Below are 18,839 nucleotides of genomic sequence, written 5' to 3'. Positions count from 1 at the left end.
ATTTTCTAGATGATTATTTGATATGTGAGAATTAAACTACTAATAGATTCCTTATCTAAATAGAGTAATCGGTTAATAAAAGTGCGTTCTGAAATCCATAAATGACTGAGATCATCGTTCTTCCTGACTATTACGTTACTATTGTAGCTGTTATTGTTACTGTTACTTCCTCCTATTTATAGGTTTTAAATAGCTTGGAAATATCGTGTCATCCGCCAATAATGTTACATCTTAAAAATGATGATATCAAATTTAGGTATTTTAATCAACAGTAAGGAAAATTTACAAGTTTTAATTCTTTTCTATCCTCGCTACCGTTAAATAGATCATAATTGCGGGAAAAAGAAATTAACGAAGATTCTGGTTTTGATTTTTGAATTCGTATTGAAAAGCTTGTAATGTGTCTTTCCCAAGTATGCAGAATTCTACCAATTTAATACCTCTAGATAAGTTTTCTAGATTTTTTAGAAAAGATATCGTTTCATTTACTAATATTTTAGAACATCTATTTTTAGGAAAACCAAATACTCCTGAACTGATTGCAGGGATAGACATGCTTTCAAATCCTTTTTGAAATCCAAGTTGAAGACAGCTATTGATCGCTTTGCTCAATTTTTCGTCCTCATACCCCTCACCCATTCTTGGACCTACAGTATGTATGATAGCTTTACATGGTAAAATCCCACTAGAAGTTATTGCTGAGGATCCTACTTGGAGAAAACCTATCTTATCGCTTTCCTTCTGTATAATGCGTCCTCCTTTCATTACTATGGTACCAGCTACTCCACCACCATGTTGTAAGTAAGAATTTGCAGGATTGACTATTACATCGACATTTCTTTCCGTAATATCCCCCTCAACTAATGTCAACATCCTACCACCTTTAATTTTAATTTCATCCACTACCTTAGAATTCATTTATATTATTATGCAAGAAAACAGTCCATTTTATTTAAATTTAAACACGTTAATTTTTTTGTGAAAATAATCCATCGTATTTGATGTGCATGAATAAGCTGAGTTTTATCAATATTTTAATACAAGCCATTTATCATAACAAACACAATAGTTGGAATAATTAGATCTCTAACTCACTAAAGTAGATTAGATCAAAATTGAGTCATCTATTTTACTTTCATAATCTAGTTATTTTTTTCATTTTGTTTTAACCCACTTTCATTCATGAATATTATTTCCCATAGATGTCCATCAATGTCTTCAAAAGCACGATCATACATCCATCCATGGTCTTGTGGTTTTCTAGGTTCGGTCCCTCCAGCCTCTATCGCTTTACTAATCATTTCATCAACCTTTTCTTTGCTCTCAGCTGAGAGTGTTATGATAGCTTCTATATTTTTTGAAGTATTGCAAATTTCTTTTTTAGTAAAGGTTTTAAAAAAATCTTCAACTAATAACATGACAAAAATATCCTCGCTGATTATCATACACGTCGCATTTTTATCCGTAAATTGAGAATTAAATTTAAAACCAAGTTTAGTAAAGAATTCTATTGCTCTGTTTAAATCCTTCACAGGCAGGTTCACGAAAATTTTTGTTGTCATTAGTTCCACTATATCTTTTTCCATACTAATAAGCATTAAGGTGGGAAAGACTTCCATTAGTAACCCGAGACTCTGATGTTAAAAGTTCAGTCCTTCAAGTTGGTATAGTTCTATGACAGCAATTTTATTATACAAATGTAAGTAGACTAGAGTTCATAAAATGATTATGAATAAAAGAATATATCATGGGATAATGTCCATATAATACTCAAGTTGCTCATATTTAGTAATATTATTCTTTTCATAATTTGTTTCTTTATTATTTTTCATTATGTATCCTTATCCTCTTTCTTATGCCCATTAGATATGGAGATCGACTAATAATTTTCAATTTTATCATTTGTTTTTTTTTGTTCATTACATTTAGTTGTGTACTATGTTTATATATATTACGCAGTGTAAAATTGTACTATATTGTCAACTAATATTATATTCACAGATTTAACATGAAGTAACAATCCTAGGTAGCTAATTTAATGATGATATAAAAAAAAGCAGGTTAAGAAGCAGGAGGAGGAGAGACGTTGATTCGATAGGCATAAGTACCACTAACAAATATCCAATACATATAGAAGTATAATGGGAATTGATTAATGGAGGATCTTTATATCAATATGTGTTACAATTGCAAATTTCATATTCTTTGTACACTGGAAAAAGGTATCTGTATTCAATGTCATTGTTGATAATAAAAATTGAGCTTGGCTTTAATCATCAATTTATTAATTTAATTTACCAGCTGTAGACATGTTTGACTATACGTCTCTATTTAATTAGCAATATTTGTAAATCTGTAATCATTGGTTAACTAAGTTCTCTAGATTTGTTCTAACTTTTTTCAAAGTTCGGAATATTTGTTTACTATCATCATATTCAATCACAATTTTTTCATATGACAACATAAGATCATATTGTATTTTTTGATTTATGATAAGTTCATCGTCATTATTTTCCAAGTAAATTTCTAATGCCAAATCTTTGTTAACTAGCTTCAAAGTAGAATGATTTGGGGCATTGCTGTCAGAAACATATGGTTCAAAGTATAGATTGAACGGCTTAAATTTATTATCCTCAGAAGTATATACTATATTAATACCCATACCTACTTAACTTGAGTCCTCCTTTATCTATATTAACTACAACTTGATCAAGAGTCATTTTATGAATGCTCGAGATAGAAAGCTACAGTTCCCAAGATAGTTATACGACAATCTTAACACCATGTTTAAATTCAAATATTGTACAAACATCACAGGTAATATATTATTTGTTCATTGTAATCATATTTGCATAGACAAAGTACATCTATTCCGATGTTGGCCTTTATAGTATGATATACCAAAGATAAAAGTAATGAATGACTTTAATTTTCGCGACTTTACAGATTTAAATGTACAATGTACTAAATTTTAGGTAAAGATATTTCATATATGTAACAAAAAAACTGAATAGTTTCGATAAACCGGCTTGATCGACTTTAATTTTATTCTTAATCAGTTATTATCGAGGTATAAGTTAATCATCTTAATCAGAAGAGTCTTTTTACTGAATTTTTTAATACTACATTTATAAGGACAGGGTTTTTCTACTTGTGAGCTCAAGAATGTAGATGATCCTTTTTCTGGTTATTTTGAATTTTCTATTGTATCATGATCCAATAAATTGAAATTTTATCATCCAAATGGTAGAGCAAATAAAAGAGAGAAACAGGTTTAATAAAATATGAAAAAATTGTAAAAAAACTAACTTACAGAGATTTCTCTTTTTTTGTAGATGGCTTTGATTTAGTTTTGGTTACAGTCTTTTTTACTACAGGTTTATCGTTTGTTCCACTTTTTACAGGTGTTGCTTTTGTTGCTTTTGTTGCTTTTGTTCCACTTTTTACAGGTGTTGCTTTTGTTGCTTTTGTTGCTTTTGTTCCACTTTTTACAGGTGTTGCTTTTGTTGCTTTTGTTGCTTTTGTTGCTTTTGTTGCTTTTGTTGCTTTTGTTGCTTTTGTTGCTTTTGTTGCTTTTGTTGCTTTTGTTGCTTTCTGATTATTATCCAATAATCAATCTATTATGGGGTATTAAATAAATTTATTGGCTCTGATTTGAATTGAAATACAATAAGAATATAGTAACGATCTCAAAAACCATCATTTTATCACTAAAATATTGACTATGATGCCTAAACTCAGAATTTATGATTATAACTACAGTGATGAGATGATAGTTCCTAACAATTCCAATCAATTATTCAGACCGGGAATATAATGATGATTCCCATGATCTAGTCATTTCTAAAATTAACTACCAATATTAGAATTAAATTACGACTATCTAGGTTTATCAACTTGTGCAAATATAGAACATGATTGCAAAAATTTATGTTTACAGAAGTGTGTAACATATGAAAATTCACCTATAGATACTACTAAAAATATTCTAGTAGGTTGAATTTGATAAGACGAATGTATAAAATTTGTTTAAAATTATAGTATGTCATACATTTTGTAGGTTAAATAGTTTTAAATAAATCAAAAAGGTTTAAGACTAATATGTTCAGATATGATCACAACTGGTGAAATACCACGAATTTTAAGCCTTAAAATTAGATCGGAATATCTTTTCGGGCAATAATCACGAAAAGATTCCGCTGGATCATAAAAAAAAGTAATTAATCAAGAATATTTAATGTACTTATTATCATGGAGGTCTTTGACTTTATGCACTTCATTGAGGGAATGGATTACTTGGCAATATTTCTATTGACATTTATTTCTGCAGTATTAATTATTGTCCCAATTCCTTATTTTCCCATTCTGATGACAGCAGTTTTGGTCACTAATTTAGATCCAAATTTAATAATTCTATTTGGCGCACTTGGGGCAGTAAGTGCTAAATCAATTGTATACATGGCTAGCTATTATGGAACCAACATTGGTAATTTAAAAAGAAACTTTAATTCAGAAGATTATCCAGAAACTTATAGAATCCTGAGAAAATATGGAGGTTTAACAATATTTCTGGCTGGTATTACACCTATACCGGACAATATTATTTTTATTCCATTTGGAATGTATAGATATAGTCCTCTAAAATTCATCTTGATCACATTTTTTTCGAAAATACTACTGAATGTAATAGTTGTGTGGGGAACCATAATTATTGGAAAACCAATAATAGGAAATTTTTCTGAAATGTCTTTGGATATTAATATGTTAATTGTTGCAGTAATAATATCATTAGTCGTATTTAGTATTTTATTTGTATTCTTCTTAAAGATTAAATGGGCTGTTTTTCTCGAAAGATTTTTTGTAAAAATAAAATCTTTGAGAAAGAATAGAAGTAGAAGTTCAAAGTGACGGTTGTTGCTTATCATCTACTTCCATATTGCAATTCATTGTCAAGTGAATTAATTTAGAGCAAGATTATTATGAAAACTAGTGTAATACGGATACATGGTTACTTTTAATTATTCAAATGTAAATGAGGTCTCAAAAGCTGATATTGTTATAATTGGTGTACCTGATGAATCTAAATCCCATTCGAAGAGAAAGGGTACAATAAAGGGTCCAGACATTCTTAGAATATCATCTAATGAATCTAATTTTTTTGAGAGAGGAGGAAAAACTATTCCGATATGTCCAATGCGCGGAGTAATAAACGGAAAATGCATTATGGACTACGGCAATATCAGTAGAGATGACTTGTACCGATTAATACTTGAGCTAGTTTCTTCAAAAAAAATTCCCATAGTTATAGGAGGAGATCATTCGATTACTACTGTTATATTACATGCAATAGGGGATTATATAGGTAAAGGTAAAACGGGACTGATGTATTTTGATGCTCATCCCGACTTTGTTTCAACCACAAATGACTATTATGGTTCTGTACTGTATGATGCCTCAAGATGGATAGATTTTAACGAAAGCATTTTAATAGGAACACGCTCGGCTGAGCCAGAAGAATTAGAAAATGCTTCAAAAGCAGGATTAGAAATTGTTACACCTCTAGATATAAATGAATCCGGAATTGCGAAAATTATGGACAAAGTGAAAGCAAAAAGCAACAAGGGTAAGAAGTATATTTCTATTGATCTGGATTGCTTGGATCCAGCTTTTGCTCCTGGAGTTTCTGTTCCCTCAGCAGGTGGACTATCAAGTATTGATTTGATAACTCTGATTAAGTTGGCAGTTGGTTCAGGTATTCTCGGTCTTGATATAGTAGAACTCTCACCGGATTTTGACATCAATAATGCAACTTCAGTTCTAGCCTCTAGAATCTTACTTGAATCGATTGCTTCAATTGATCTCCCGCCATACTGATTCTTATTGTTTCTAAAATTTAACACTAGATATATAACTATTAATAATCTATTTTTCTAACCAATGTAAGATAGTGATCTTTGATAACATTTTAGATAATATAATTTTTTATAAATTATTTATGGTCATATAGATAGAAAAGTTAACCAAATTATATAAGCAAGTTATCCCTGTCTTAATCTAAAATGTCAAAGGCAATACTAGACTTTCCTCCAGGACCATCATCAAAGTTTTCCTTAAGATTATTACGTCAATTATCAAAAGATCCAATCAAAACCTTAAGTGATTTTGCTCATAGTTATGGAGAGATTACTCACTTTAGAATTGGTAATGGTCATGTATATTTAATAAACAATCCAGATTACATTGAAAAGATTTTGATCTATAATCATAAAAATTTTAAAAAAGGTAAAAGACTGCAAACAGCTAAAAGATTGTTGGGTGAAGGTTTAGTAACAAGTGAAGGCGAGAAGCACGATGGTCAGAGAAAAATAATTCACCCCTTGTTTTTGCCAAAGAGAATTGCTTCTTACGGTCAAATTGTTGTGGACAAGACATCGTTGATGTGCAAAGAATGGAAAGATGGTTCCATGATGGATATTCATAAAGAAATGATGAATGTTACTCTAAAAATAATTTGTAAATCTATCATGAATTATGAAATTGATTCCGAAGAGGCATCCAAATTTTCGTCTGCATTAGAAGTTTCAAAAAAATACTTTAAACGCCTTCAACATCCAATAGGACACATTTTAGATCATTTTAAAATTCTACCAGAAGTATCTAAAAGTAGGGAATCAATAAAGACACTTGATTCCATAGTTTATCAATTAATTGAAGATAGAAAGAAAACTACCAGTATGGATGATGGTATAGGATCAAGTAAGCTAGTAGATCAGGAAGAAGACTTGTTATCCAGATTAATAAAAGCACAGTTACTATCAACCATTAAATCAAAAGTGGAGCAAAATAATGAATTAGACAAACTTCAAACCAACACCATATCAGACCTTAGCCCCATGACTGATCAGCAAATCAGAGACAATGTTATAACTATGCTAATAGCAGGACACGAAACCACATCAAATGCAGTTACATGGACATATTATCTCATATCCCAACATCCGGAGGTAGAACAAAAAATGTTTGAAGAGATAGATTCCATACTTTTAAAAAATAGTGATGGAAAGAAAAAGATTTATAGAAATCCAACGATCAAGGATCTTCCCAAATTCAAGTATATTGAAAAGATATTTAGAGAATCAATGCGCATTTATCCACCTGTTTGGAGCATTGGCAGGTTGGTTGAAGAAGATTATTTGATTGATAAATATACAATTCCAAAAGGATCTTCAATCCTAATGAGTCAATATGTCATGCATCATGATAGTCGATATTATGACAATCCTAGCGAATTCAATCCTGACAGATGGACTGATGAATTCAAAAGACATTTACCAAGGTTTAGTTATTTTCCATTCGGAGGAGGACTACGTGGTTGTATAGGGGAATCTTTCGCATGGCAAGAAGGAATATTATTAATCGCTACCGTTTCGAGCTATTGGAAATTAGAACTGATCCCAAATCAGAAAATTAAAATGGATCCCGGAATCACACTTAATCCGAAAAATGGCATAAAGATGAAGTCAAGCATCAGATCGATATGAAATCAGATATCATTAACCATATATTGTTTAAATACAAAATGACACAATTCATGAATCAAAGAATAAAATGAATTAGCGGTAAAGATATGAGATTTAAATCAATAAGACAAGTTGAAAAACCAAATAAGAGGAAAGTTATCATCCATTCAATTATACAATTTGCGCTTACATTATTTTTACTCTATAGTTCATTTTTCATCATTGGAGTTCCAATCGAGCTTATAGTTCCCTATTTGATTGTTTTTGGGATAGTACTATATTTAGCCAACAAATATTCTGATAAGATATTAAGATTCTATAAAAATAGTAAAGGTATAATTTTTGTTGATCTCGGATGGTTTTCTAACTTCTGTTATATATTAGCTACCGTAACGCGTATCATCATTACTTCTCTTGGCTTAATTTTGAGGCTTGGATTACTCGAAAAAATAGGAATGGATTCTGAATTGACTTTCTTTTTCTTTGGAGAGGCCATGTCGATATTTATACTTGTTACAATTATTTTTGACTTTTTATTAATTTACGGGAAAGCCGTGTTGGCAGGTATGCACAGGCGAATGTTAGTTCATTATAGGTTAATATTGAGTGGAAAAGAAGAAGTAAAAGAGGAAACTAAATAGATTTTTTACATCCTCATTAGAATTATTTGAATTTTGACTTTTGTATATTTTACTATTCAAATTGACGTCGATATTATTACCTTATCTAAGAATGTTTTTGGATTATCTGACAATCCCGGTTTCGAGGCTACAACTATTTGAATTCTCACCGCTACTGCTGGATATTTCTAGCATATCAGAATTGATTAAGCGATAATAATGTAACAATATGATAATAATTGATTTAACTGTGGTGTCTTACAGATTCTGCCTAATGTTTTTTAATTTTTTTGAATACAAATAGAACTGATCAGAGTAATTAATTGATTCGAAACTAAGAAGTTTTCTCAATTCAAGGAAGGTTGGTAAAAAAACTTGAACATTATTAAATCGCTTATCATCATAATATTTCTCCAATAAGAGATAAATGATTTTTGAGTATAACGACTCTTTGATACAATTAAAGTAACCAATTTGTATCACGGATTTTTTGTCGGAGCTATCACGACTAACAAACGTTTTTATCATTACAAGTCCTATTATTCCATCATCTTCATTTAGAATTATCAATAATTCGTCACTCTTTATGAGTAAAATCAAATTTGAATAATCCATATTGAATTTATAGAATCTCCAAGAATGAAAATATCTATTATCCATATACTTTGTAGTATTTGGATTAGATAAGTATCTGAGAATCTTTGGGACATCAGCCAATTGTGGTGTCTTTATAATTAATTTCAATGATGACATATTTGTAGATGCAGATAATTTCTTGCCAGTAAATCCTAATTTTTCTAACTCTATATTATAATAATTGCAGTTAAAGAGTTTCAAAAATCCTAATTTTTCTAGCATTTTTTGTGAGGCAAAATTACCTTTAGAAACTAAAGCACAGCATTCATTTAAGTTATTTTCGATTCCATAATCAATACTATGATTTATGAGGGCAGTGGCAAAACCATTATTTCTATATAACTTATTTATCCTTAATCCTTCGATCCATAATGAATTATTCGAACATTGGAGAATATGGATGATTCCTACGAGATTTGATTTTGAAATGAAAGGTGATAGATGAGTTTCACAGACTAATAATAGGCCTGATGGCTCACTTATCCAATTATCCCAAGCTCTATCAATATAATCTCCCCATTCAAATGTATTCATGCAGAAATCCAAGACTTTATTCTTGTCAGAGGATCTAGCTCTACGTATATTCATGTCAAGAATAATCAAAGAACTTCCAAATTATTATAATATACCGATTTACTCATCATAATCTATGCATGTTACTATATGATATTTTTTCAAAAGGATATAAATAATGTTCAACCGTCGGGGAGGATGATCCAAATGAAAAACCAAGAATAAAGTAGTTAAATTTTACGTATTATAGAGACTTATGGAATCGCTCGAGTGGTGCTGGAGGTGACGATAGATATTTGATAGATTACTTTAGACATTGATCTTTTAGTTTATTATAAAGTAAAATATATCCAACTATATGCTGAAGAGTACGTATGACTATATTCTAACAATTTGTTACGTTTGGTTGATTATTATCTGTTTTTTTATAATCATTACATTTGAAATAATGATTCTTTTAGGTTTTATTTTCCCTCTTCTCATAATAATCATATTAAACAGAGAAAAGAAAATCATTATCAAAAAGAACAGCAAAAATCGAGATAGAGAGGGGAATCCTACTTTGTGATTGATAAGTTCTGGTTTCTTAATTATTTGAATAGGACAGAATTGATAAATTTTGAATATCTCAAAAAATAAGGATATTTGTTACTCGCTAGTCAAAATCAAAAAAGTCGGTGAAAAATCCTCGTTTTTTCTTTTTGTAACCATATTGACTAGATTTATAACGATAATCATCATCATGATCATAATTGTCGTCGTCGTTTCGATATTTTCTTATTTCCCTTGGATGATCATCATAATTTACAGGACGTTCATTTGAATATGCAGGACGTTCATTTGAATATGCAGGATCCTCATCATATCTTTTTGAAGCATTAGCGATTTTTTCTATTTCCCCTCTATCTAACCATATACCTTTACAAGACGGGCAGAAATCAATATCAACTCCATATCTTTGATTGGTTCTCATCATGGTTGAACAATTAGGACAAGTTAATTCGTTAACCATATAGAAAATAAGATTTTTCCAATATTAATCTATTTTGGCGCAATTCTTATCGTTAGACAAGTAATGTTACCTGCTCATAATTAATCATATTCAGCATTTTGTAACAACAAACTACATTATTAATGCCTTTTTACATAAACAACGAGAATTGTATGTGTAAAATTGAAAAGCCTTTTAATTAATTGTATTGTAATTACTTCATGAAACTGAATGGAAAAGTAACTATAATTACAGGTGCATCTGGTGGGATTGGAAAATCAGTAGCGCAAAAAGTTCTTGAAGAAGGTAGTAAAGTAGTTTTAGTTTCCAGAAATAAAAATAAATTAAAAAAAACAGTAGATGAGTTGGGCAATAATGATAATTTGATATATGTAGCAGCTGATGTATCTCATGAATCTGAAGTATTAAGTGTCATTGAACAGACTTTGACTGCTTTTGATAAAATAGATAATCTCATAAATTGTGCAGCAATAATTAATGATCCTACACCATTCCATCTAATGACTGAAGATCAATGGACGAACCTGATGAATGTTAATCTAAAAGGAACGTTTCAGCCTATCAAAGCAGTAATTCCCTTGATGATCGAACAAAAATCAGGTAATATAATCAATATATCATCATTATTGGGAATTAGAGCCATACCAAAAGTACCATTTTCAGTATATGGTGTAACAAAGGCAGGCATCATAATGTTAACAAAAAGTATAGCAGTAGAATATGGACAATACAATATAAGATGTAATTGTATAGCACCGTCTACCATTCGGAGTCCTATGATGGAACCATATTTACAGGACGAAAACGCAAAAAGAATGTTAGAGGGATCATTTCCATTAAAAAGAATTGGCGATCCAGAGGATGTTGCTAACGCCATTTTATTTTTATCTTCAGATGATTCAAAATGGATAACTGGAACAGTGATGACACTAGATGGAGGAATATCAGCTAAACTATAATATCTTCAAAGTAAAAAATAATGAGATGTTATTAAATACTTTTAATTTCTTATAAAATTTATTTTATTATTGTGAATCAATATTCTTCTCATATTTTATGCTACAGCTTGTAAACATCAATCGTCAAACTATGAACATATATGAAGAATTGTAGTGTATGGGACTGGGTCTTAAAGAGCTTAAACAGCTTTGGCTTACAATTCAAGAAATTGCAAAAGCTAATAAGATACCTAATGATCTTGCTGTATTAATATTTTTGAAGGATATTGAAGATAATTATGATAAGAAGTTGGTTTTGAAAGTAAAGTGATTGAAAAGAAAAATGAGTTAAATACAGTAAACAATGAAAAAACCTATAATAGAATTTTGCTTTCTTTACAGCCATTTTTGGGACAAAAATTATCCTATATATTTCAGAACGGGTTTGATGAAGATATAGTAAATACGAATAAAATAGTTGTAAATTGAGTTAATAGATATAATAATATAATTGCTAGTAAGCAAACTAATAATATTGATTTCATTAGTAACAATAATGAAGATAACAAAACAAAAACAGGGAATAGAAATGTCTAATTATAAAGATCCGTGTATTTATGTGGTTATTGTATTAAACAATAGTAACTATTTTATCTTTTTTTAATCAACAATCATTTATTCTTTCTTTATTAGAACTATTTACTTGATAACCAAATAATATGTTTTGTAAATCATAATAATTTTCAGATCAGAACTTTATTCATAACAAACTATTTGATAATATCTAAACATACTAAAATCAAAAGAATGTACTTTTTAAATCCTTTGACAAAACTTTTGAGAATTTGATACATTTTGAAGGTATTAGATAGTTATCTAGCAGTTATCTGTAAATCGTATTGAACAATTTGTTTATCAGTATTTAAATTTTTTATTTTTAGTGGGTATATTTAATGAAATTGATAGTATCATAAATAAAAAATTTCACATTATTACAAGGCTTTAAGTTGTCAAATATTTAAAAATCATAAAGGATAGAATATCAAAATATGGGATTAAATCTAAAACCATTGATTACATCTAACCCTATTAGAATTTCTGATTTGGATGGAAAAGTGGTTGCAATAGATGCTTTTAATGTAATTTATCAATTCTTAGCGACAATTAGAGGCCCGACTGGAGAATTACTGGCAAATAACCAAGGAGAACCCACCAGTCATCTCAGTGGACTTTTTTATAGAAACATAAATTTACTTAGTGATGGGGTCAAATTAGTATATATTTTTGACGGATTACCCAACAGACTGAAATCAGGAGAAATTGAAAGAAGAAGAAAAGTCAAAGAAGAAGCAACTGAGAAGTATAATGTGGCATTGGAAGAGGGAAGAATGGATGATGCAAAAAAATTTAGTCAGGGGACTTCAGTTCTAACCTCCAAAATGATTGAAGAATCAAAATATTTGTTGTCATTAATGGGAATTCCATATATTAATGCAAAGTCAGAAGGAGAAGCAACCGCTGCTCTCTTATCTAAAAAGGATCTAGCATATTCATCTGTGAGTCAAGATTATGATTCAATACTGTTTGGTGCGAAAAGGTTGATAAGGAATTTGACAGTCAGTGGGAAACGAAAAATCCCAAATAGAAATGTGTATGTTGATATTGTACCAGAAATAATAGAGTACTCTCAAGTACTAAAGACTAATAATCTAACTCACCAGCAGCTTGTGGATATTGGAATCTTGATTGGTACTGACTTCAATCCCGATGGATTTAGTGGCATCGGTCCTAAAAATGCTCTAAAATTGATACAAAAGTACAAGAAACTTGAAGATATAGAAAAAATAAAAACAGAATTATTAACTACTCCATACAATGAAATAAGGGAAATATTTCTGAACCCTCAGGTTACTGACTTAGAGGACTTAAATATTGAATTTAATCAGATAGAGAAGGAAAAAACTATAAAATATCTCTGTGATGAGAAAAATTTTTCCAATGAAAGAGTTATCAACCACTTGGGAAGACTTGAAAAAAGCATTATTAAGAAAAGTCAATCGCTTGACAAATGGTTTTAAGAAAAAAAGTAGTGATCTTGATACAAATAACAGTTATATGTATAGAGATACCATAATGAGGAATCAGAATGTATCAACTATTATCAGATATATTTATTTTAGATTTTTTCAACTCTATATTTTTTTCTGATTTGAATCTTTCTAAATCATAACTATTCATATCTACAAATTTGATACCTTCAGAAATAACGGGATTGACCTGTTTTATCAGTGAATGCATCTTCTGACAAGCATTTCTATAATCTTCATGGCCCTGTGGAGTTGTCCGTAGTTCAATCATATGACATGCTTCACGAAGATTCATTTTTATAAAATACGGATACCTATAAGCAAAATTTATAGCGTATTGTGCTTCTGCAGGCATTGTAGAGGAGATTAACTTATATGTATCACCACTGTGATACATACAATCATTATAGTCCTTTTCTATTCCTAATTCATTTATTTCCTCTGGAATATCAAACCCATACTTTGTAGATAACAACTGTCGACTCATGGTCAAAAGTCTATGCCTATGTAGATCCCTAAATATTCCATAATTAGTTACTAATTCAAACGAATAATCAATTACCTCAAAAGCTCTTCCTGGTCTATGTCTTCTATTTTCTCTAAAATGAGAATAAGCACGGATAATCTCATGTCGCTTTTCTCGAGAGAAAGTAGTAACAAGATCTAGTAAAAAAGACATTAATAAATCTCTACCATATTCATGCAAAATAGAAGCGACCAATTTGATTTCTGCTTCAATATTGGGAATATGATAAAGCAATTTAACATCTATGAAACTTTTGATATTATTTGAAGTATGGGCTAAAAGATTATTATCAGAAACCTTATCATATTTTTGATAAAGATCCTTATCCAGAATTCCTAAAATAGATTTCTCGGTATTATCAATGTAATTGCAATATGAAATACTGTGTTTATCTTTTGATCGCTTGATAAATGGTTCGATGTACTTTTCCAGTTCTTTATATAATAAATCACCTAACTTGTTGATTTCTCCTAATTCGGAAGAGTTCATATTAAACAAAAGATATTCAAACGCTCTTCCATTTCCTGTAATTGCCAGATTAGTGAGGGTTGAGGACGGAAGGAGATTTCTTAATATATCCAGAGCTTTGGCCTTAATGGATGAATTATATATTTTTTTTGCGCTATCAACATCTATAGAGTTTTTTAAGTGGCTAAAGAGGTTATCAGTCTTTGTTTCAGAATCATAAAAAGTAAGATTATCTATTGGAATTTTTTCTTTTAGATACTGTTGCATAGGTAAGATATTCTTTGAATAAGTTTCAAATGCCAAGTCACATGACTGTATATACCTATCGGCATAAACGGATGACATAATTTTTTCATCCCTAAAATATTTATAAACTCCGTTGATTTTTTTATCAAAGGCAACATAACGAGATGATTTTTCTAAAAATGATAATCCGATCCTATGATCTTCTATTTTTTGTGCAGATATATTGGATATCCATTCTAAAGCACATTGAGCTGTTCCGAGTTCAGCTACAGATTCATCGCCATATTCTAAAAGAACTCTGTTATAAAATTCCAGACCTCTATTGGGATTTGGTAGAAATTCATCGATAAATATCCTTCTCATCGTTTTATCAGTTCTAGAATATCTAGACATCAAAGCTCCACGATCGACCTGATGTGGAGTAATTATTACAAATACACTACGATCTGAATTGGAAAAATGAGATTCGAGTTTTTTTCGCTCTACATTATTAAAATTTTCCTGATCCAACTTCTTAAAATAAAGATTATTGTACGTATGTAATTGTAACTATAGTTGATTAAATCTTACAATATTATAAAATTTTTTTCACACCGCGAGCATTATACTCGTCTACAAATTAAATTGCATGAGCGAATTGAAGCTCGAATTTGTCAGTAAAAAAGTTAAAGACATGTATGGAACATTCATTGGAAAAGTTGTAGGCATCATCACAGATTTAGAAGGATCTATAGAGTCCGTAAGTGTAGATTGTGGATCAAGTGGCATCAAAAATTTACCATATGAACAACTGTTGGTACAAGGTGACTATGTCATTTTTATTCCTAGGTGGCGATTGGACGCACAAAAACTCTTGAGAGAAAAATCTTTAACTTTGAAGAGGATTAAAGCTTTGCAAGAAATTGTAACTGATAACGACAATATGAAAGACGATGCAGAATTGGTATATTTAAAGTATGAAAAAAGGTTGGATGATTTAGGCGAAAACAGCAAAGAGATTGTTGAGAGACTTCATCAAAGAATATCTGAAATAGATATGGAATCTAAAAGAATAAAAGCGGTTTTGTTCGATGCAAAGTTACAGTATAAGAGTAACGAAATAACAGAAGATATTTATCAGCAGATAACTATGCACACCAATGAACTAATAGATCATGTCAATTTAGAAAAAAACGAAATAAATAATATAATTAACAAGCTTACACAACAAACAGTAGATAACACGGTTACCTCAAACAATAACGACATCAAAAATGATCAATTAAACGTCCAAAATGAAGATAAAGAAGAGGTACTCGAGTATAATATTCAAAAGCTAACCCAAGAATCGGAACCAAATATAAGTTATAATCAAGAGATTCAACAAGACCAAGAACAACAAGAAGTAGAATCAGAGGAACGTGGCGCGGGAGGTTCTTCTAACGAAGTAACAAACTATGTAGAAGCTTCAGTAGAAAATAATGTAGAAAATAACGAACCCAGCCACATGATGGCTACAAACAATTAATGAGTACAAAACAACAAAGAGTATGTGAAACATGTTAACATCTGATTAAAAGCTAATTATTTTTGCTCATTCCTTCATTTTTAATTTATTTATTTGATTGCACTTGTAAAATTATCAAAAATCATAAACTACAAGAGTTCATAAAATTTTGAAAAGTTGATTTACTTTTGTGTAGTTGAACTTAATAGTTCTCCAATTTCATTGTGCATTTTAAGAAAGTTTAAGCCTTTTTCTGTGGTTTTGTAGGTTTGAGAACCTTCAACATATTCGATTAGATTATTTTCAATTAATACTGATAAATATTCACGTAACTGTGCATAACTTAAAAATGCCTTGTACATAATTTTTGTTTTGGTTGCTCCACCGTTGCCTGCATCCAAAATCATGGCCACTATTTCAGTTCTACTTCTATATTTCACACTTTATTTTCGTTCTCTTTATTTATTTTAGTTTATTGCAACAATCAGATATAACATTCCTATATAAGTTTATTATATAATTTGAAATTATATTTGTCTCTGAAGGAAAAATTCTTTTAAATGATAAAATCTATGTTGGTTAGTGTGGTTTTGTATGGTTTTTGATAGAGAAATTAGATAGTACAATTATGGAATATTATAATTATATATTGATAATACTCTATAATAAATAAAGATAGCATTTAAGTAAAGAAAAATCTTTTCTTTTTCATGATTGATCCTCAATATCGCAAGGATGGACATCAAGAAATCATTTCTCTAGAAGGAAATAAGATAAAAGAAATAAAGAGAATATCCGAAAAAGATCCAAAACAATTTTGGTCAAATTGTGCAAAAAACTTATCATGGTTTAAAGAATGGCAGCAAGTATTGGACTGGAGCCCCCCTTTTGCTAGATGGTTCTTAGGAGGAAAACTAAATGCCGCCTATAATTGTCTTGATAGACATTTAACAGGTGAAAAGAAAAATCAGGCAGCGATTATTTGGGAAGGAGAAGACGGAAAATCTGTTACTATTACATATAATCAACTATTTCATAGAGTAAATCAATTAGCTAATGCACTCAAAAGGCAAGGTATAAAAAAAGGAGACAGGATTACAATTTACCTACCAATGATACCCGAGTTAGTTATATCAATGCTTGCTTGTGCTAGAATTGGAGCCATTCATTCTGTTATTTTTTCAGGGTTTAGCTCTCAATCAATTATTGACAGAGTGAATGACGCTGGATCCAGGATAATAATTACCGCAGATGGAGGATACAGAAGGGGAAAAACAATACCACTTAAGAAAATAGTTGACGAAGCAGTAAAACAAGCTCCTACTATTGAAAAAGTAATAGTTGTTAAAAGAACTAATGAAGATATAGACATGGATGAAAAAGACTTGTGGTTTGAAGATTTAGTAAATAAAGAATCTAACTATTGTGTGTCAGAATGGATGGAAAGTAACGATCCTTTGTTTATATTATATACATCAGGGACCACAGGTAAACCGAAAGGTGTTGTACATGGAAGTGGAGGATATTTGACTCATTTGTTTAACTCGGCAAAATGGGTCTTTGATTTTGCCCCAACAGATATATTTTTCTGTACAGCAGATATAGGCTGGGTAACTGGACATAGCTATATAGTATATGCCCCATTGATGCATGGAATAACTGAAATTCTTTACGAAGGTGCACCGGATTACCCTGACCAAGGTCAATATTGGAAAATAATTGAAAAGCATGGGATAACTATTCTATACACTACACCCACAGCCTTGAGATCATATATGAGATATGGTAACGACATACCCAATTCGTATGATTTATCAAGTTTGCGATTATTGGGCACAGTAGGAGAACCAATAAATCCAGAGGTTTGGAGGTGGTATTTCAATACAATTGGAAAAAACAACTGTCCTATTATAGATACATGGTGGCAAACTGAAACTGGTGGTATTATGATAAGTATGTGTACCGGAATCGAGATCATCCAAATGAAACCTGGTTCAGGAACATTCTCATTGCCAGGTATAGAAATAGAAATAGTCGATGACAAGGGTAAAAAAGTAGAAGTTGGTAAAAAAGGGTATTTAACCGTTAAAAAACCCTGGCCAGGGATGCTACTTTCATTGTGGAATAATGACGAAAGATATAGAAAAACGTACTGGGAAAAGGCACATAATAGTTACTTTGCAGGTGATTTTGCATATTCGGATCAGGATGGATATTACTGGATACTAGGAAGAGCAGACGATATATTGAAGGTTGCCGGTCACAGATTAGGAACGATAGAACTTGAAAGTGCTTTTATTTCTCATCCTTCAATAGCTGAGGCAGCAGTCACCAGTAGAAAGGATGAAATTAAAGGTGAAACAATCATTGCATTTCTCGTGTTAAGGGCAGGAGTGGATTCATCTTCAAATTTAGATATTGAGGTAAATAAGCATATTAAGAATACGATAGGGCCAATTGCATCGGCTGAAAAGATTTATTTTGTGAATAAGTTACCAAAGACACGCAGTGGCAAAATAATGAGAAGACTTTTAAAATCTATTGTGAATAACGAAACTATTGGAGATATCACTACTCTTGAGGATGAGGCATCCATTGAAGAGATAACTCATGAACTACAAGAAATAAACAAGCATCTATGAAAATAATCTGGTATGGATATTCTTGATTCTCTGATTAACAGACATCCTACTCTATTTGTTATCAGTTTAAAGCGATTATGCCTTTTGCTTTTTGTAGTTGAACTTGAAATAACGATATTGATCTTAGTATAAGCAATGTATAGTA

Annotated in this window: 18 protein-coding genes; 10 read left to right on the top strand and 8 right to left on the bottom strand. The window is 30.5% G+C overall.

What is annotated here, in order from left to right; all coding sequences use genetic code 11:
- Positions 1 to 348: 348 nt before the first annotated feature.
- The 4 genes from AB0A59_RS15330 to AB0A59_RS15315 form a co-directional block, all read right to left on the bottom strand.
- Entirely contained in the window at positions 349 to 918 is a 570-nt protein-coding gene (locus AB0A59_RS15330) for a macro domain-containing protein (protein WP_458745173.1), read from the bottom strand.
- A gap of 224 nt (positions 919 to 1,142) precedes the next feature.
- Complete coding sequence (locus tag AB0A59_RS15325; protein ID WP_458745172.1) at positions 1,143 to 1,562, bottom strand: VOC family protein; 420 nt, start codon at positions 1,560 to 1,562, stop codon at positions 1,143 to 1,145.
- 797 nt (positions 1,563 to 2,359) lie between these two features.
- Positions 2,360 to 2,662, bottom strand: coding sequence for a hypothetical protein (locus AB0A59_RS15320; protein ID WP_458745170.1), 303 nt, complete (start codon positions 2,660 to 2,662; stop codon positions 2,360 to 2,362).
- A 647-nt stretch (positions 2,663 to 3,309) separates the two neighbouring features.
- Complete coding sequence (locus AB0A59_RS15315) at positions 3,310 to 3,609, bottom strand: hypothetical protein (RefSeq protein ID WP_458745168.1); 300 nt, start codon at positions 3,607 to 3,609, stop codon at positions 3,310 to 3,312.
- A 660-nt stretch (positions 3,610 to 4,269) separates the two neighbouring features.
- Between AB0A59_RS15315 and AB0A59_RS15310 the strand changes: the two genes are divergently transcribed.
- The 4 genes from AB0A59_RS15310 to AB0A59_RS15295 all read left to right on the top strand — a co-directional run bounded on the left by AB0A59_RS15310 (position 4,270) and on the right by AB0A59_RS15295 (position 8,161).
- Positions 4,270 to 4,908: a DedA family protein gene (locus tag AB0A59_RS15310; RefSeq protein WP_458745167.1), complete on the top strand. Its 639-nt coding sequence runs from the start codon at positions 4,270 to 4,272 to the stop codon at positions 4,906 to 4,908.
- Between the two features lie 96 nt (positions 4,909 to 5,004).
- A complete protein-coding gene (locus tag AB0A59_RS15305) occupies positions 5,005 to 5,874 on the top strand; it encodes an arginase family protein (RefSeq protein ID WP_458745165.1) in 870 nt (289 codons plus the stop codon).
- A gap of 185 nt (positions 5,875 to 6,059) precedes the next feature.
- Entirely contained in the window at positions 6,060 to 7,541 is a 1,482-nt protein-coding gene (locus AB0A59_RS15300) for a cytochrome P450 (RefSeq protein ID WP_458745164.1), read from the top strand.
- Between the two features lie 86 nt (positions 7,542 to 7,627).
- Entirely contained in the window at positions 7,628 to 8,161 is a 534-nt protein-coding gene (locus tag AB0A59_RS15295) for a hypothetical protein (protein WP_458745162.1), read from the top strand.
- 237 nt (positions 8,162 to 8,398) lie between these two features.
- Here the strand turns inward: AB0A59_RS15295 and AB0A59_RS15290 are convergent, their stop codons facing one another.
- Complete coding sequence (locus AB0A59_RS15290) at positions 8,399 to 9,364, bottom strand: GNAT family N-acetyltransferase (RefSeq protein ID WP_458745160.1); 966 nt, start codon at positions 9,362 to 9,364, stop codon at positions 8,399 to 8,401.
- Positions 9,365 to 9,944: 580 nt separating this feature from the next.
- On the bottom strand, positions 9,945 to 10,301 hold the full coding sequence (locus AB0A59_RS15285) for a TFIIB-type zinc ribbon-containing protein (protein ID WP_458745159.1): 357 nt from the start codon (positions 10,299 to 10,301) through the stop codon (positions 9,945 to 9,947).
- 200 nt (positions 10,302 to 10,501) lie between these two features.
- On the opposite strand from AB0A59_RS15285, the gene AB0A59_RS15280 reads away from it, so the two are divergent.
- From AB0A59_RS15280 to fen, 4 genes are all read left to right on the top strand, one after another.
- On the top strand, positions 10,502 to 11,260 hold the full coding sequence (locus tag AB0A59_RS15280; RefSeq protein ID WP_458745157.1) for an SDR family NAD(P)-dependent oxidoreductase: 759 nt from the start codon (positions 10,502 to 10,504) through the stop codon (positions 11,258 to 11,260).
- Positions 11,261 to 11,417: 157 nt separating this feature from the next.
- Positions 11,418 to 11,570: a hypothetical protein gene (locus tag AB0A59_RS15275; RefSeq protein ID WP_458745155.1), complete on the top strand. Its 153-nt coding sequence runs from the start codon at positions 11,418 to 11,420 to the stop codon at positions 11,568 to 11,570.
- Entirely contained in the window at positions 11,567 to 11,728 is a 162-nt protein-coding gene (locus tag AB0A59_RS15270) for a hypothetical protein (RefSeq protein WP_458745153.1), read from the top strand. Before AB0A59_RS15275 ends, AB0A59_RS15270 begins: the two co-directional genes overlap by 4 nt.
- Positions 11,729 to 12,288: 560 nt before the next feature.
- A complete protein-coding gene (gene fen / locus AB0A59_RS15265; RefSeq protein WP_458745151.1) occupies positions 12,289 to 13,317 on the top strand; it encodes a flap endonuclease-1 in 1,029 nt (342 codons plus the stop codon).
- Positions 13,318 to 13,390: 73 nt separating this feature from the next.
- Here the strand turns inward: fen and AB0A59_RS15260 are convergent, their stop codons facing one another.
- Positions 13,391 to 15,076 (bottom strand): FAD-dependent thymidylate synthase, encoded by a 1,686-nt coding sequence (locus AB0A59_RS15260; protein WP_458745149.1) that lies wholly within the window; start codon positions 15,074 to 15,076, stop codon positions 13,391 to 13,393.
- Positions 15,077 to 15,194: 118 nt separating this feature from the next.
- Between AB0A59_RS15260 and AB0A59_RS15255 the strand changes: the two genes are divergently transcribed.
- Positions 15,195 to 16,073: a CdvA-like protein gene (locus AB0A59_RS15255; protein ID WP_458745148.1), complete on the top strand. Its 879-nt coding sequence runs from the start codon at positions 15,195 to 15,197 to the stop codon at positions 16,071 to 16,073.
- A gap of 161 nt (positions 16,074 to 16,234) precedes the next feature.
- On the opposite strand, the gene AB0A59_RS15250 is transcribed toward AB0A59_RS15255, so the two are convergent.
- Complete coding sequence (locus AB0A59_RS15250; RefSeq protein WP_458745146.1) at positions 16,235 to 16,492, bottom strand: winged helix-turn-helix domain-containing protein; 258 nt, start codon at positions 16,490 to 16,492, stop codon at positions 16,235 to 16,237.
- A gap of 270 nt (positions 16,493 to 16,762) precedes the next feature.
- Between AB0A59_RS15250 and acs the strand changes: the two genes are divergently transcribed.
- Positions 16,763 to 18,694, top strand: a complete 1,932-nt coding sequence (gene acs, locus AB0A59_RS15245; RefSeq protein ID WP_458745144.1) for an acetate--CoA ligase — start codon at positions 16,763 to 16,765, stop codon at positions 18,692 to 18,694.
- Positions 18,695 to 18,839 lie beyond the last annotated feature (145 nt).

The sequence above is a fragment of the Candidatus Nitrosocosmicus sp. T genome (genome assembly GCF_054408485.1).
This window is presented reverse-complemented; position numbering and strand designations above follow the sequence as displayed.

Excerpts from the sequence above, each read along its gene's own strand:
- AB0A59_RS15330 (WP_458745173.1), bottom strand. The coding sequence starts at position 918 with ATGAATTCTAAGGTAGTGGATGAAATTAAAATTAAAGGTGGTAGGATG.
- AB0A59_RS15325 (WP_458745172.1), bottom strand. The coding sequence starts at position 1,562 with ATGACAACAAAAATTTTCGTGAACCTGCCTGTGAAGGATTTAAACAGA.
- AB0A59_RS15320 (WP_458745170.1), bottom strand. The coding sequence starts at position 2,662 with ATGGGTATTAATATAGTATATACTTCTGAGGATAATAAATTTAAGCCG.
- AB0A59_RS15310 (WP_458745167.1), top strand. The coding sequence starts at position 4,270 with ATGCACTTCATTGAGGGAATGGATTACTTGGCAATATTTCTATTGACA.
- AB0A59_RS15305 (WP_458745165.1), top strand. The coding sequence starts at position 5,005 with ATGGTTACTTTTAATTATTCAAATGTAAATGAGGTCTCAAAAGCTGAT.
- AB0A59_RS15300 (WP_458745164.1), top strand. The coding sequence starts at position 6,060 with ATGTCAAAGGCAATACTAGACTTTCCTCCAGGACCATCATCAAAGTTT.
- AB0A59_RS15295 (WP_458745162.1), top strand. The coding sequence starts at position 7,628 with ATGAGATTTAAATCAATAAGACAAGTTGAAAAACCAAATAAGAGGAAA.
- AB0A59_RS15290 (WP_458745160.1), bottom strand. The coding sequence starts at position 9,364 with ATGAATATACGTAGAGCTAGATCCTCTGACAAGAATAAAGTCTTGGAT.
- AB0A59_RS15285 (WP_458745159.1), bottom strand. The coding sequence starts at position 10,301 with ATGGTTAACGAATTAACTTGTCCTAATTGTTCAACCATGATGAGAACC.
- AB0A59_RS15280 (WP_458745157.1), top strand. The coding sequence starts at position 10,502 with ATGAAACTGAATGGAAAAGTAACTATAATTACAGGTGCATCTGGTGGG.
- AB0A59_RS15275 (WP_458745155.1), top strand. The coding sequence starts at position 11,418 with ATGGGACTGGGTCTTAAAGAGCTTAAACAGCTTTGGCTTACAATTCAA.
- fen (WP_458745151.1), top strand. The coding sequence starts at position 12,289 with ATGGGATTAAATCTAAAACCATTGATTACATCTAACCCTATTAGAATT.
- AB0A59_RS15255 (WP_458745148.1), top strand. The coding sequence starts at position 15,195 with ATGAGCGAATTGAAGCTCGAATTTGTCAGTAAAAAAGTTAAAGACATG.
- acs (WP_458745144.1), top strand. The coding sequence starts at position 16,763 with ATGATTGATCCTCAATATCGCAAGGATGGACATCAAGAAATCATTTCT.